13 protein-coding genes and 3 pseudogenes are annotated in these 14455 nt (G+C 70.5%); 9 read left to right on the forward strand and 7 right to left on the reverse strand.

Features of this window, described 5'->3' with window-relative positions:
* Window positions 1-57 precede the first annotated feature (57 nt).
* Entirely contained in the window at window positions 58-663 is a 606-nt protein-coding gene (locus AB0915_RS20540) for a GPP34 family phosphoprotein (RefSeq protein ID WP_366692451.1), read from the forward strand.
* 60 nt (window positions 664-723) lie between these two features.
* Window positions 724-945, forward strand: a pseudogene (locus tag AB0915_RS20545) (cytochrome P450); the annotation flags it as partial.
* 74 nt (window positions 946-1019) lie between these two features.
* On the opposite strand, the gene AB0915_RS20550 reads toward AB0915_RS20545, so the two are convergent.
* Window positions 1020-1424: a DUF5997 family protein gene (locus tag AB0915_RS20550; protein WP_366692452.1), complete on the reverse strand. Its 405-nt coding sequence runs from the start codon at window positions 1422-1424 to the stop codon at window positions 1020-1022.
* Between the two features lie 58 nt (window positions 1425-1482).
* Between AB0915_RS20550 and AB0915_RS20555 the strand changes: the two genes are divergently transcribed.
* Entirely contained in the window at window positions 1483-2247 is a 765-nt protein-coding gene (locus tag AB0915_RS20555) for a LysR family substrate-binding domain-containing protein (RefSeq protein ID WP_366692453.1), read from the forward strand.
* 298 nt (window positions 2248-2545) lie between these two features.
* Here AB0915_RS20555 and AB0915_RS20560 read toward each other — a convergent pair whose 3' ends face one another.
* Entirely contained in the window at window positions 2546-4114 is a 1569-nt protein-coding gene (locus tag AB0915_RS20560; protein WP_366692454.1) for an alpha/beta hydrolase, read from the reverse strand.
* A gap of 459 nt (window positions 4115-4573) precedes the next feature.
* Here AB0915_RS20560 and AB0915_RS20565 point away from each other — a divergent pair, with 459 nt between their 5' ends.
* From AB0915_RS20565 to AB0915_RS20575, 3 genes are all read left to right on the forward strand, one after another.
* Window positions 4574-5071 (forward strand): peptidylprolyl isomerase, encoded by a 498-nt coding sequence (locus AB0915_RS20565; RefSeq protein ID WP_366692455.1) that lies wholly within the window; start codon window positions 4574-4576, stop codon window positions 5069-5071.
* A gap of 712 nt (window positions 5072-5783) precedes the next feature.
* Entirely contained in the window at window positions 5784-6524 is a 741-nt protein-coding gene (locus AB0915_RS20570; RefSeq protein ID WP_366692456.1) for a Clp protease N-terminal domain-containing protein, read from the forward strand.
* Between the two features lie 119 nt (window positions 6525-6643).
* Entirely contained in the window at window positions 6644-6835 is a 192-nt protein-coding gene (locus AB0915_RS20575) for a DUF1059 domain-containing protein (protein ID WP_366692457.1), read from the forward strand.
* Window positions 6836-6948: 113 nt separating this feature from the next.
* Here the strand turns inward: AB0915_RS20575 and AB0915_RS20580 are convergent.
* Window positions 6949-7074: pseudogene (locus AB0915_RS20580) on the reverse strand (GNAT family N-acetyltransferase); the annotation flags it as partial.
* On the reverse strand, window positions 7067-8548 hold the full coding sequence (locus AB0915_RS20585; RefSeq protein WP_366692458.1) for a PLP-dependent aminotransferase family protein: 1482 nt from the start codon (window positions 8546-8548) through the stop codon (window positions 7067-7069). The gene AB0915_RS20585 and the pseudogene AB0915_RS20580, both read right to left, overlap by 8 nt.
* Between AB0915_RS20585 and AB0915_RS20590 the strand changes: the two genes are divergently transcribed.
* Together AB0915_RS20590 and AB0915_RS20595 are read left to right on the forward strand one after the other, a co-directional pair.
* Window positions 8547-9611 (forward strand): DMT family transporter, encoded by a 1065-nt coding sequence (locus tag AB0915_RS20590; protein WP_366692459.1) that lies wholly within the window; start codon window positions 8547-8549, stop codon window positions 9609-9611. The two genes, AB0915_RS20585 and AB0915_RS20590, sit on opposite strands and share 2 nt — an antisense overlap.
* A gap of 42 nt (window positions 9612-9653) precedes the next feature.
* On the forward strand, window positions 9654-9866 hold the full coding sequence (locus tag AB0915_RS20595) for a DUF1918 domain-containing protein (RefSeq protein ID WP_366692460.1): 213 nt from the start codon (window positions 9654-9656) through the stop codon (window positions 9864-9866).
* Between the two features lie 73 nt (window positions 9867-9939).
* Here AB0915_RS20595 and AB0915_RS20600 read toward each other — a convergent pair whose 3' ends face one another.
* Window positions 9940-11211, reverse strand: a complete 1272-nt coding sequence (locus tag AB0915_RS20600) for a family 10 glycosylhydrolase (protein ID WP_366692463.1) — start codon at window positions 11209-11211, stop codon at window positions 9940-9942.
* A gap of 215 nt (window positions 11212-11426) precedes the next feature.
* On the opposite strand from AB0915_RS20600, the gene AB0915_RS20605 reads away from it, so the two are divergent.
* Window positions 11427-12287, forward strand: coding sequence for a 3-hydroxybutyryl-CoA dehydrogenase (locus AB0915_RS20605; RefSeq protein ID WP_358859867.1), 861 nt, complete (start codon window positions 11427-11429; stop codon window positions 12285-12287).
* An 83-nt stretch (window positions 12288-12370) separates the two neighbouring features.
* On the opposite strand, the pseudogene AB0915_RS20610 reads toward AB0915_RS20605, so the two are convergent.
* Window positions 12371-12898 (reverse strand): annotated as a pseudogene (locus AB0915_RS20610) (NUDIX domain-containing protein); the annotation flags it as partial.
* Between the two features lie 87 nt (window positions 12899-12985).
* Window positions 12986-14329 carry a transcriptional regulator gene (locus tag AB0915_RS20615; protein WP_366692461.1) on the reverse strand — a complete coding sequence of 448 codons (1344 nt, stop codon included), beginning with the start codon at window positions 14327-14329 and terminating at the stop codon, window positions 12986-12988.
* Between the last annotated feature and the right edge of the window lie 126 nt (window positions 14330-14455).

Consider the following 14455-nt stretch of genomic DNA (forward strand, 5'->3'; position numbering starts at 1 on the left):
GCCGGACCAGCTGCTCGGCGACGCATCGCTACCGATGCCTCTGACGGGGAGCCCTTCATGACCACACCGCGGGACCTCTCGATCGCCGTCATGGACATGGCACCCGGCCACCCTGTGGAGCAGGGCGACCTGTCGCTCGCGCTCGCGGGAGCCGAGATGATCGACCTCCTCGGTGCCGAGGCCATCAGGCTGGACGGCAACCAGATCGTGCCGTGCCTCCGGCCCCCCATGGCCGATCGCCTGCTGGACGAGGCTGCGGCGTCGCTGGTCCGAGAAACACCGTACGAATCGGTCGACGACTGGCTGTGGCGCCGAGGTCGCGGCCTGGCCGCCGCCTATCTGGCCGCGCTCGAGACGGAAGGGCAGCTCACTCGGCAGCCCCGTCGCGGGATGCCCTTCCGGAGCGGTCGGACGGTGCTGGTCGATTCGCCCGCCCGCCGCGAGGCGGCGAACCGCTGGACATCCGATGAGCCCGTCCTCGCCGCCCTCGCGGCAGCCATCGGGATCCGGGACGAGTGGACCGGGGACTTCCCGAGCACGGTCGACGACTCGGTGGTGACCGTGCTGGCCGCAGTCAATGACGCGCTCATGGAGCTGGAGGCCGTACGGCAACGGCGAGCCGTCGAGAATGCGGCCTTCGACAACATCTGGCGAGGCGAATGACGACGGCGCACGCGGGGGCGATGGCGGCCGCCACCTGATAGCCGCGGCCCTGGCCACACGTTCGATCCGGCCCGCCCACCCGCCTCGTCCCACCTGGCGTTCGGACACGGCATCCACCGCTGCATCGGCGCCGAACTCGGCAAGATGGAACTGCGCGCGGCCTTCCCCGAGTTGGTAGCCCGTTTTCCGGAATTGCGCCTTGCGGTGCGGCCGGAGGAACTGGAGTTCCGCAAGTTGTCGGTCGTGTACGGGGTGGACTCACTGCCGGTGCATCTGAGCTGAACAACGCCCGGCCTCGCGAGCAGGTCCGGTGACCGCCGACAGCGTCGTCGAGTCCGAACTTCGAGAGAAGCAGGTCAGGAGCGCGGTCGCTGGGGCTGACCGGCTCGCTCCGCGTTCCTCTCCTTGATGCGCGCCGCTTCCTTCCGGACCTCGGCCTGGGTGGCGCGCTCCTTCTGCAGCCACTCGGGGAGGTCCTTCTTCAGCGCGTCGATCTGCTCCGTGGTGAGGGCGTCCGTGACTCCGCCACGTGCGAGACCCGCGATGGAGACGCCCAGCTTCGCCGCGACCACCGGGCGGGGGTGCGGTCCGTTGCGCCGCAGTTCCTGCAGCCACTCGGGCGGATTGGCCTGCAGCGCATTGAGCTCGCTGCGCGAGACGACACCCTCCTGGAACTCGGCGGGGGTGGCCTCAAGGTACACACCCAGTTTCTTTGCCGCGGTTGCGGGCTTCATCGTCTGGGTGGTCTGGTGCGACGTCATGGTGTCAAGAGTAGCGAGCGTGTGCGATACCTCCGACCACGACCGGTAACCTGGCGGAGTGACAGGCTCCTATGCACCCCTCTCGTTCCGGCTCGCATACGTCCCAGGCGTGACGCCGACCAAGTGGGTGCGCATCTGGAACGAGCGGCTGCCCGACATCCCACTGACCCTCGTCGCGGTGGCCGCCGCCGAAGCATCCGACCTGTTGCGGAGCGGTGGCGCCGACGCAGGTTTCGTGCGGTTGCCGATCGACCGGACGGACCTCAGCGCGATCCCCCTCTACACCGAGACGACGGTGGTCGTGGTCCCGAAGGACCACATCGTGGCGACGGTCGACGAGGTGTCCGGTGCGGATCTGGCCGACGACGTCGTGCTGCACCCCCTCGACGACACCCTCGACTGGGAGCGTCCGCCGGGCCGGCCCGCGATCGAGCGTCCGGCCACGACGGCGGACGCCATCGAGCTGGTGGCGGCAGGCGTGGGCCTCCTCGTGGTCCCTCAGTCACTCGCACGCCTGCACCACCGTAAGGACCTCACGTACCGGCCGCTCACGGACGCCCCCGAGTCGCGCGTCGCGCTGTCGTGGCCGGAGGAAGAAACCACCGACCTGGTGGAGGACTTCATCGGGATCGTCCGGGGGCGGACCGTCAACAGCTCGCGGGGGCGCAACCCCACCCCGGCACAGCCGAAGCAGCGCAAGCACCCCGACGCAGGCGGCGCGCGGCGAAAGTCCAAGGCCGGGAAGCCGGCCGGCAAGAGCCCGCGGAGCGGCTCCGGCGGTCCCAAGACCGGCAGGCGGGGCAAGCCCCGTCGTCGGTCCTAGGGCGTGTTTCGAAAGTAGCGTCGTCCGCCCGTAGGGCGGGTCAGGCGGCGTCTGGTGCGTGCGATGGCACGGCGGAGGGTCGCCCCGATACTGGGCGTATCGGGGCGAGCCCGACAACGCGGCGAGCGTGCGTGCCAGACGCCGCCTGGCAGGCGGGACTTTCGAAACACGCCCTAGTGCCGTGACCGGCAGTGTTTGCCCCATGAGGAACAGCCGTCGTTGCCGCAGGGCGGCCGGAACAGACAACTGAGTCCCGGCCCGCCCTGCGAGTGACACACCTCGGCACCCGTTCCGGAGCTCACTTCGCGCCCGTACCGCCTCTTCCGTCCGGGAGGGCCGGCGTCTCCGTCGCGAAGGGAGGGACGTCCTGTTCGCACGTGGCGCCGACGGGGGGCAGGACCCCGCTGAGGAAGTAGCGGGACGCATGCCGGCCGACGCAGCCGCTCGGATTGTCCAATGCCGTGTGGCCGTGCCCGTTGACCGTGAGCAGACGGGCGTCGGCGAGTTCACGGGCCATCGCCTTGCCTGCCTCATAGGAGGTGGCAGGGTCGTAAATCGCATTGACGACGAGTACGGGGTTTGCGGTGTGCCTGTTCCAGGGGCCGGAGTAGGTCCTGACGGCACGGGTCGGCCAGGTTGCGCACGGCTCGTTGGCCCAGGCCCACCAGTGTCCGATGTCTCCCGCTCGCGCGGTGCTCAGCTTGTCCAGTCCGACGTAGCGTGCCGGGTCGCGCGGGTTGGGGCTTTCCGCGCACAGTACGGCGAGAGGCTGCTCGAAACCGGGATACTCCAAGGAAACGGGAAGCGCCGGCGGATCCTCCGGGATGCGTCCCTTCCAGAGGGCCTGCAACATCTGGGCCGTGTCGGCCCAGCCCGGGTGGACGGTGTAGAGCCCGCCACGGATCTCGCTGACGGTCTTCGCGTACGTCCAGGACCCCACGGGTTTGGTCGGGAGGCGGCGCAGCAGCTCGGTGAGCTTGGCGCGGGTTGCTGCCGGGTTTCCTGCGGAGAAGGCGCAGCTGCCCGCCGGGGCGCGACCGCACAGCCTCAGGAACTCCCGCAGGGTGTCGGCCGAGCCCAGATCGGACCCCAGTCGCAGGAAGGTGTTCAGTTCCGGATCGCTCTTCGAGCCGCCGTCGACCCAGGCCCGAGGATCGACGTTCCCGTCGAGCACCAGGCGGCCGACCTTGGACGGGAAGAGGTTTGCGTAGGTCGCCCCCAGCAACGTTCCGTACGAGACACCCCAGTACCTCAACTGCCGCTCACCGAGTGCCTGACGCAACCGGTCGAGGTCGCGGGCGCTTTCGGCCGTCGATACATGACGCAGCAGTTCGGGAACCCGCTTCTGACAGCGTCGGCCGAGTTCGGCGTAGGCCGCGGTGAAGGCTCTGCGCTCTTTCGTGCCGACCGGAAAGGCGGGAACATTCGCCAGCCATGTGACGGCCTCTTCCGCACTGGCGAAACATTGCACGGCGGTGCTCTGCCCGACGCCGCGCGGGTCCCAACTGACGATGTCGAACCGCTCGCGGAGTTCCTTGGGGAACTTGTGGTACTGCAACGGCAGCCCCACCGTTCCCGGGCCGCCGGGCCCCCCGGGGTTGAAGAACAGTGATCCGACCCGCCGCCCGGGAGCGGTGGCCCGGTGCCTGATCACCACCAGGTCGATGGTGCGCCACCGGGGACGGGCGTAGTCGAGTGGCGACTTCACCATGGCGCACTCGAATCCCTGCCGGCCCTCACCCTCACAGGGCTTCCAGGTCAACGTCGTCCCGGCGCCCGTGGACAGTCCCCCGTCGGACAACTCGACCACGACCGAACCTCTGGTCGTGACCGCGGAGACGAGCAGCAGGACCCCCGCGGCGCACATGGCGCCACGCCTTTGCCGATGGATGGTGACACCTGGCATCGGCAGACCCTTCCTGGGCAGGGTGACTCATGGCGCGGGGCCGGCGGAGGGCAGACCCAGTGCCATACGAACGGCGTCGAACGTGCCGGGCAACAGGCGCCCGTCCGAACGGGTGACAACGTCGTCCCGGGAGGCCCCGGGAGACCCGGGAGAGGGCGACGACCGGGCAAGGGGTCCTCCCCGGTGGGTCGGGCGCAGCGAGGAAGGGCGGTCACCGTGCGTGGCGCATCAGTCCGGCACTCACTCCGGAACGGATCAAAGAGCGACTGCACAAAGGCTTTTGACGCATGGTCAGCCGACCCTTCCGATCGCCCGCACGAAAGTTCTTCTCGCACTCACGTTCGAGGACCGGCTGGGCGATACGGCGCCCGGACCACCCCGTCCACTGGTGGCCGACCGCGGTGATGTCAGGATGGATCCATGACGACCAAGGTTTTTTTCGACATCACCATCAATGACGAGCCCGCCGGGCGGATCGTGTTCAACCTGTTCGACGACGTGGTTCCGAAGACGGCGGAGAACTTCCGCGCGCTGGCGACCGGCGAGAAGGGCTTCGGCTACAAGGGCTCGTCCTTCCATCGGGTCATCCCGGCCTTCATGCTGCAGGGCGGCGACTTCACCAGCGGTGACGGCCGCGGCGGCAAGAGCATCTACGGCGAGAAGTTCGCCGACGAGAATTTCAAGCTCAAGCACGACAAGCCCGGACTGCTGTCGATGGCGAACGCGGGCCCCAACTCCAACGGCTCCCAGTTCTTCATCACGACGATCGTGACGTCGTGGCTGGACGGCAAGCACGTCGTCTTCGGCGAGGTCGAGGGCCAGGAGAGCATGGACCTGGTCAAGAAGATCGAGAGCTACGGCTCGCAGAGCGGCAAGACCCAGGCCAAGGTCACCATCGCCGACTCCGGCGTCCTCTGACCTCACGAGGGACCCTCTGACGCCCCGGCCTCTCGCTGATCGGTCAGCGGGGGCCGGGCGCTCGTTCCCGCCGCACACCCACCCGACGGGACCGTTCGGGTCCGCGGCGACACTCACGCCGGTATCGGCGGCGACAATCGCCCGATGAATCCTTCCGACCGGAGCCGGGTACGCGCCGAGCGACTGGATGCCGTATGCATGGCGGCAGCCCTGCACGCCCGGACCGGCGTCCGTCCGGTCGTGGGCCCGTGCCCGGGAGGGGCACTGTGTGACCCGGCCCGACGGTCACCGGTCCGTACTGAAGTAGCGGCCGCACACCCGGCTCGCCGAGCTCCGGGCCGGCCCGCTCGCCGTCGTCCACGCACTCCGCTCCGCGGGTTTCCCGGCCCCCGCGACCGAGCCGACTGCCCAGGTCGACCACGCCGTGGTCACGATCCATGAGCTGCCGCCGGGCACAACGACGGACCGGCTCGACCATGACGGACTCGACCAGGCGCTCGCCCTCGACACGCCCCTCACCGGGCGGCTGACCGGCCGTGCCGACCATCCCCTCGCTCCGCCTCCATCGCGGAGCTCCCGACGGGCGAGGTCGGCCGATGGCTGGGAATGGCCGAGCAGCGGGCCGACTGAGCCGCCCGCAGGGCCGAGCGTCGCCCCCCTGCACTGTCAACCGATGGTTGACACGCCACGACTGTCAACCTACGGTTGACACATGGCGAAACCAGTGAGCATGACGAATCCGGTACGGCTCGACGAACTGATCGAAGCCATCAAGAAAGTTCACTCCAACGCTCTCGAACAGCTCTCGGGCGCGGTCATCGCCGCTGATCACCTCGGCGACGTGGCCGACCACCTGATCGGCCACTTCGTCGATCAGGCGCGCCGCTCGGGAGCCTCCTGGACGGAGATCGGAAAGAGCATGGGAGTCACCCGGCAGGCGGCCCAGAAGCGCTTTGTCGCCAAGGATCCCGGCGAGCCGTCGGATCTCGACCCCAGCCAGGGGTTCAGCCGGTTCACCGAGCGGGCACGGAACGTCGTGATGGCAGCACAGAACGAGGCCCGCGCCGCAGGCAACGACGAGGTGCGTACGGAGCATCTGACGCTGGGGCTGCTCAGTGAGCCGGAGGGGCTCGCCGCGGCGTTCATCAAGGCGCAGGGCGTCGCGCTGGACGCCGTCCGGCAGGCCGCGACCGAGGCGCTGCCGCCCGCGGCCGAGGAGCTCCCGGACCTCATTCCGTACGACGCCGGGGCACGCAAGGCGCTGGAGCTCACGTTCCGGGAGGCCCTGCGGATGGGGCACAACTATGTCGGCACGGAGCACATCCTGCTCGCGCTCCTGGAGCACGAGGACGGCGAGGGCGTGCTGACCGGGCTCGGTATCGACAAAGTCGCCGCGGAGACCGGCGTCGCGGAGGCCCTGACGCTCGCTGCCGCCGCACACAAGGGTGAATGACCAGGCGCACCGGGCGAAGCCGGACAGTTCCGTACGGCTGTGAGCGCACTGGCGCCTCCCCCTCCCCCCTCCCTGGCGTGCACACCGCCCTAGAGTGGAAGGGAGCAGGGAGGTGCCTCATGCGGAAGGTCGCCGACTGCCGGGAATACCCCAGCGAGACGAAATGCACGCTTGCCCTCGCCGGTGAGCCGGAGGAAGTGGTCCGCGCCACCACCGAGCTGGCCGTCCGGGTGCGCGGCCACGCGGACGGACTGGAGCTGCGGGAGCAGATCGGGTCCGGGCTTCAGGACGAGCCCACAGAGCTCGCGTGAGCCGTGACGCGGCCCGGTTCGCGTCACCCGGATCCCCCGCGGCCCACGCTGTCCCGGGGCCGTGCGTCGCGGCCCCCGGGGCACGGACCCCGCCCCTGTGGGCACCATGCCCCCTGCATCTCGCGGGTACGTCCGAGCGCCCAGTAGGCGTCGGTGGAAAGCCAGTGGTGGATCCGGTCCGGGTCCAGCCGGGCCGGGTCGGGCGAGATCTCGTAACGCTCCTGGAGGATGTCAGCCATGCCCGGAGGATAGGTCGCGGCGCCCGGGGGCGGCGAAGAGTTTGTCGCAGGCGGTGCGCAGCCGTCGTACGCCCTCGGCGATCTCGCCCGCCCCGGCGACCGCGGCGAAGCTCAACCGCACCTGGGCGGCCGGGGGTTCGGCGCAGTAGTACGGACGGCCCGGCGCAACCGCGACACCCGCGCGCAGCGCGGCCGAGACCAACGCCGCCTCGTCGGGGCCGGCTTCGGCATCCGGCAGCCGCAGCCAGAGGCTGCCGCCGCCCGCGGGGATGCGCGGGAGCGACAGTTCGGGCAGTTCGAGCCGCAGGGCGGTCGTCATGGCGGTCCGCCGATTCTTCAGCTCCGTCGGCACGGAACGCAGATGGTGACCCCAGGCCGGGGAGCCGACCAGTTCGAGCGCGGCTTCCTGGAGCGGGCGCGGGACGAAGAAGCTGTCGACGACCTGGATGGCCCGCAGCCGTTCCAGCACCGGTCCGCGGGCGGCCAGCGCACCCACCCGCAGGCTCGGCGAGGTGATCTTGGTGAGAGAGCAGACATGGACGACGACGCCGTCGGGGTCCTCGGCGGCGAGCGGCGCGGGCAGCGGGCCCGCGTCGTCGTGGACCAGGCGGCGGGCGAAGTCGTCCTCGACGACGAACGCTCCCGCATCGCGGGCGATCCGGACGACCTCACGTCGGCGGTCCGGGGCGAGGACTGCGCCGGTCGGGTTCTGGAAGAGCGGCTGACAGACGAAGACGCGTGCGCCCGTGGCGCGGAAGGCGGCGGCCAGCAGTTCGGGGCGGACCCCGTCGGCGTCGACCGGGACCGGGACGGGACGCAGTCCGGTGGCACGGGCGGCCGCCAGCATGCCCGGGTAGGTGGGTGATTCGACGAGGACGGGGGCGCCGGGCTGGGCGAGGGCGCGCAGAGCGGTGGCCAGGGCGCTCTGGCCGCCCGCGGTGACGAGTACGTCGGCGGCGGTGAGCGAGGGTCCGATCTCGCGGGCGAACCAGGCACGGAGCTCGGTAAGCCCGTCGGTGGGAGGACGGCCCCAGGCTCCGGGGCGGCGCCCGGCCCGGGCGAGGGCGGCGGCGAGCGCCCGTTCGGGCTGGAGCGAGGGGTGGAGGTAACCACCGTTCAGCTCGATGACGCCGGGCGGCGGTGCGGTGAGCGTGACCAGGACGCCGGACGCGTCGACGGTACGGGGCACGACCTCCGGTCCGCCGTCGCCGCTGAGGGAGACCTCCTGCCAGGAGGTGTCGCCGGGCGGGGGCACGTCGGTACGGGGCTCCGCCCGGAAGGCGCCGGAGCCGGGGCGGGTCACGACGAGCCCTTCGGCGGCGAGCTGCGCGATCGCCCGGGAGACGGTCACCGGACTGACTCGATATCGCTCCACGAGTGCCCGACTCGACGGCAGCTTCCCACCAGGTGGGTAGCGATTCAGCTCACCTCGAAGAGAACTCACCAGGCCAGCAACGCTGCTACGCTCTTGCATGACAGCAAAGGATAGCGCTACCCGTCAGGTAGCGATAGCGGTTACTTCCCCTTCGGCAGCGATTGCCCCCTCGGCGGGCCGGAGCGGCACACTGCTCGCCGGGCTCGGCGTCGTCGCCTTTTCGCTGACCTTCCCGTCCACGGTCTGGGGACTGGAGAGCTTCGGCTCCTGGTCCCTGGTGACCCTGCGCAGCCTGCTCGCCGCACTGATCGCGGGCACCGTGCTGCTTGCGGGACGGGTCCCGGTGCCCGACCGCCACCACTGGGGCGGGCTCGCGGTCGTCGCGGGCGGTGTGGTGGTGGGGTTCCCGCTGCTGACCACGCTGGCCCTGCAGACCTCCACCTCCTCGCACGCGGCCGTGGTGGTGGGGCTGCTGCCGCTGACCACAGCGGTCCTCTCGTCACTGCGGACCGGGTCGCGTCCGCCGCGTGCCTTCTGGATCGCGGCACTGGCCGGCGCGGCCGTGGTGATCGTGTTCACCGTGCAGCAGAGCGGCGGCGCGCTCTCCTCCGGCGATCTCTGTCTGTTCGGTGCGCTGCTGGTGTGCGCGGCGGGGTACACCGAGGGCGGCAGGCTGGCCGGGGTCATGCCGGGCTGGCAGGTGATCGGCTGGGCACTGGTCCTCGCGGCGCCGCTGATGGTGGCGGGCGCGGCGGTCGCGCTCTCCTTCGAGCCGGTGCGGCTGAGCACGCACGGGGTCATCGGCCTGGTCTGGGTGGCGGCGGGTTCCACCTTCGTCGGCCTGTACGTCTGGTACCGCGGCATGGCGGAGATCGGGGTCCCCCGGGCGAGCCAGCTTCAGCTCGCGCAGCCGCTGCTGACTCTGGTGTGGTCGTTCCTGCTCCTCGGCGAGAAGGTCTCGGCGGCCGCACCGGTGGCGGCGGTGGCCGTGCTCGTCTGCATCGCGGCCACCCAGCGGGCGGGGGCGCGGCGCCAGGGGGTCTCCGGCGTGACCCACGACGGCCCGGACGCACCCGCCACGGCGGCCTCAGCCGTGGCCGGTTCCCGCCCGATCCGAAAAGAGTCACTGGTACGCCCGGTGCGTGGGCGGATCCGGTCATAGACTTGTCGACATGGACCGTCACCCGTGAGGAGGTCACTCCAGATGGAGGCACACGCGGGCGACCGGCTGCTGACGCACGGCAGGACCGTGGGGCAGCACGACCGGGTCGCAGAGATCCTCGAAGTGCTCGGGGACAAGGGCGCTCCCCCGTACCGCGTCCGCTCCGAGGACGGACACGAACACCTGGTTTCGCCAGGTCCCGACACCATCGTCCAGCACACCGGGGTCCTGCACCGGAGCCCGGAGACCCCGTAGGTTCCCCGGGCACACGGCACCGCCCCGACCGCGCCACCCCTCGGTGCGCCCCCTCCGCCTGAGATCCCTCGGGTCAGCGGGGAGGGCGCACTCTGTTGCGGTAGTGGTCCGCCACGACGCGCGCCATCATGCCGGCCCGATCGGTGACCACGTCCTTGCCCGAGAAGTAGACATGCCCGCGGACCTGGTCGTAGCGGGCGGCGAGGTCGATGTGGCGCGAGAGCTCGGCCGGGTCCTGCCAGGCGGCGGGCTGGGCGGGGTCACCGCCCTTGTAGAGCGCCTCGCCGACGAAGAGGTCGACACCCGTGCCCCGTACCACCGCGTCCCACCAGGGCAGCAGCTTGGCGTAGTCGGCGGCGGCGAAGCCGATGTTCCAGTAGATCTGCGGACAGATGTAGTCGATCCAGCCCTTCTTGACCCAACCTCGGGTGTCGGCATACAGGTCGTCGTAGGTCTGCACCCCTGCCCTGGTGTCCGAGCCGAGCGGGTCGGTGCCCGCGTTGCGCCAGACACCGAACGGACTGATCCCGAACTGGACGTGCTTCTTGATCTTCTTGATCCCCGCGGACATCTCGCGGACCAGCTTGTCGGTGTTGTCGCGGCGCCAGGCGGCCTTGTCCGGGAAGCCCGCGCCGTACTTCGCGTAGGTGGCGTCGTCGGCGAAGACCTGTCCGGCGACCGGGTACGGGTAGAAGTAGTCGTCCCAGTGGACGGCATCGATGTCATAGCGGCGGACCGCGTCGAGCATGGCGTCCTGGACGAAGCGGCGCACCTCGGGCAGTCCGGGGTTGTAGTAGAGCTTTCCGCCGTACGGCAGGACCCAGTCGGGGTGCAGCCGCGCCGGGTGGGTGGGGACCAGCCGGGACGGGTCCGTGTGGTTGGCGACCCGGTACGGGTTGAACCAGGCGTGCAGTTCCAGGCCGCGGCGGTGCGCCTCGCGGACGGCGGTGCCCAGCGGGTCCCAGCCGGGGTCCTTCCCCTGGACGCCGGTGAGGTACTGGGCCCACGGCTCGTAGGAGGACGGCCACAGGGCGTCGGCGGTCGGCCGGACCTGCAGGACGACGGCGTTCAGCCGCCGGGCGACGGCCTCGTCGAGGTACGCGATCAGCTCGGCCTGCTGCGCCGCCGCCGTCAGACCGGGCGCGGAGGGCCAGTCGATGTTGGCGACGGTGGCGACCCACATACCGCGCATCTCGCGCCGGGCGACGCGCGGGAGGCTCACACCCGGCCCGGGCAACGCACCCGCCCCGGACGGAACCGGCACTTCCCGTGGTACGGCGACGGCCTCGGCCGCACCCGCCACCGAGGTCATCATCCCCGCGACCACCCCGGCCGCACCCGCCACAAAGCCCCTTCGAGCCATTTGCCGCATTTCGTTGCACCTGCCGTCTCTGTGTCCTCGTCCGTCACCCCGGCATCGGGGGTAACGCAGAGCATGCCCGCCCCGGCCCGTCATGACCCGTAGGCCGCGGAGTAACGTCGGGGGGTCGAGGCGGGGACCGGAATCAGACGGGAGCCCGCCGAACGGAGACCAGCGAAAGGCATGAGGTGACGGACTCTATGGCCGACATTGCACGCGTCGGAGTGGTCGGCTGTGGCCAAATGGGCGCAGGCATCGCGGAGGTGTGCGCCCGCAGCGGACTCGACGTCATGGTGGCCGAGACCACCGGCGAGGCGCTGGAGATCGGTCGCACCCGGCTCCACAACTCCCTCTCGAAGGCCGCCGAACGCGGAAAGATCACCGAGGAGGAGCGCGACGAGACACTCAACCGCCTCAGCTTCACCACCGACCTCGGCGAGTTCGCCGACCGCGATCTCGTGATCGAGGCCGTCGTGGAGAACGAACAGGTCAAGACCGAGATCTTCCAGGTGCTCGACCAGGTGGTGACCCGGCAGGACGCGATTCTCGCCTCCAACACCTCCTCCATCCCGCTGGTGAAGCTGGCTGTGGCGACATCCCGCCCGGACCAGGTCATCGGCATCCACTTCTTCAACCCGGCCCCGGTGCAGAAGCTCGTCGAGCTGATCCCCGCGCTGACCACGTCCGACGAGACGGTCCGGCGGTCCGAGGCACTGGTGCAGGACGTACTGGGCAAGCATCCGATCCGCGCCCAGGACCGCTCCGGATTCGTCGTCAACGCTCTGCTGATCCCGTATCTCCTCTCCGCGATCCGGATGTTCGAGTCGGGTATCGCCAGCCGCGAGGACATCGACAACGGCATGGAGCTCGGCTGCGCCCACCCGATGGGCCCGCTGAAGCTCTCCGACCTCATCGGCCTGGACACCGTGGCCTCGGTCGCCGACTCGATGTACGCCGAGTTCAAGGAACCGCTGTACGCCGCTCCCCCGCTGCTCCAGCGCATGGTCGACGCGGGACGGCTCGGCCGCAAGACGGGCTCGGGCTTCTACCCGTACTCCTGACCTGCCGGTCGTCGTACCGCCTGCCCGGCCGGCCGGGGATGTCCCGGCCGGCCCCGATCGCGTGTGCTGCGCGCCTCAGAGTGCCCGATCCGTAAGTGATGGAGCATCAGCAGCCCGGCCACCATGTTGGCGGCCGGGATCTCGCCCCGGGCGATCATGTCCGGCACCAGCTTGAGCGGGATCCATTCGCGGCGCGACGACTCGAAGTCGTCCTGCGGGGGGCCGGTCCAGGTCGCCTCCTCGGCCCAGTAGAGGTGGTGCCGGGCGTCGGTGAGGCCGTTCGACGGCTCCACGGTCAGCAGCGGCCGCAGCGGGCCCGGCCGCCAGCCGGTCTCCTCCTCCATCTCCCGGGCGGCCGCTGCCTCGATGTCCTCGCCGTCCTCGACCACACCCGCGGCGAGCTCCCAGCCCCAGCTGTCGGTGATGAACCGGTGCCGCCACAGCAGCAGTACCTCGTTGGCCTCGTTGACGACGGTCGCCGCGGCGACGGCCCGGAGCCGGACGAGGTAGTGGTCGAGATGACGGCCGTCGGGAAGAACGACATCCGCCAGATTGACCCGGAACCAGCGGTTCTCATACACAGTTTGTTCGTTCAGATTCGTCCACTGCATAGTTCTGCCACCTTCCGACACGTTGGTGGCAACATGGCAGCAGGAACAGCGCCGGAGGGGAACGTTCCCGGCATACGTCCCGTACCTTCACAGCGGTACGCGCAACGCCCCGTCGATCAGCTCGGCGGCCTCCTTCGCGTCGGCGCAGCCGCTCCCGACCAGATCCTCGCGCACCGCCCGCAGCCGGTCCCGCAGCCGCTGCGACTCCATCCCCCGGGCCCGTTCCGCCATCTCCGCGGCCGTGCCCGCCGCCCGGTCCGCCTCCCCCTGCCGCAGCTCGATATGGGTCAGCATGGCCAGCCGGTGCACCCGGCCCCGGTCGTGCGCCGGGGTACTGACCGCAGCCGCGGCGTGCTCCCGAGCCCCCAGCAGATCGCCGAGGCTGAGCAGGGTCTCCGCCACCTGCACATTGACCAGGCCCGGTTCGACGTACCCCGTCTCGTCGGGTTCGTGGCCGGGGCGGATGCGCTCGGCCTCGGACTCGGCTCGCCGGATGCACTCCAGGGCGCTGCGGCCGTCACCGAGGTGTGCGTACGCCTTCGCCTGCATCGCGTACAGATCAGCCGCCAGCGCGGGCGTGATGTGCCGTCCCGCCGCCCGCAGCGCCGCCTCCGCGAAGGCGACGGACTGCCGGTAGTCGGCGAGAAACAGCGACTGGTTGACCAGCAGGGCGATCACATACCCGCCGAGCCCCCGGTCCCCGCTCGCCTTGGCCAGCCGCAGCGCCTGGTGGAAGTAGCGCTGGGCGAGACCGTGCGCGTCGGAGTCGTACGCGCAGATGCCCGCGACGGCCACCAGCCCGCCGGTCGCCCGGTGCAGCCGGCGGCCGGTCGCGTCGCTGTAACCGCCGCGCAGCAGCGGGGCGGTCTCGGCATTGAGGAAGCCGACGATGCGGGAACGCGTCGCGATGCCGCCGGCCCTGCGGTACATCAGTTCGTAGTGGGTGCGGGCGGCACGCAGCATCGCTATGTCGGCCATGCCGACGCGTGTCGGACCGACGCGGGAGACGTCGGCGTCCTCGGGCGGGTTCTCCCACTCCCACACGGGCATCACCGCTGTCGTACCGGTGACCGTGGCCGCGGCGATGACGTGCGGGCGCTGCTGTTCGTCCGAGCGCCACAACGCGGTGGCCCGCTCGACGAAGCCGGTGAGCGTCGAGCCCGGCGCGGCCGTGCCCCCGCCGCCGCGGGTCGCCATGCCGATGTCGCCGAGGGAGACCGGGCGGCGCAGCCGGTCGCCGAGCACCTCGCAGATCAGGTCGGGCGCCTGTCCGCGGGGCCGCTGACCCTTCAACCAGCGGGCCACGGCCGTGTGTTCGTACCGCAGGGACAGACCGCGGGCACGCCCGGCCTGATTGATGTGCGCGGCAAGACCTGCCCGGGAGACGCCCGCCTCGTCGATGAGGGCTTCGAGCAGGATGTTGGGCTCCATTGCCCCTCCTAAGGCCGACCGGCAAATGGGAGGCGGCGTCGCGGGGCTGGGCACGCACATCTGCCGCGTTGTCGTCAATCACCATGGCTCCGCCATGTCTCAATCCTCCGCCTTGCAGCTGCACGC

Origin of the sequence: Streptomyces sp. NPDC048411 (genome assembly GCF_040704695.1) — a bacterium.
GTDB lineage: Bacteria > Actinomycetota > Actinomycetes > Streptomycetales > Streptomycetaceae > Streptomyces.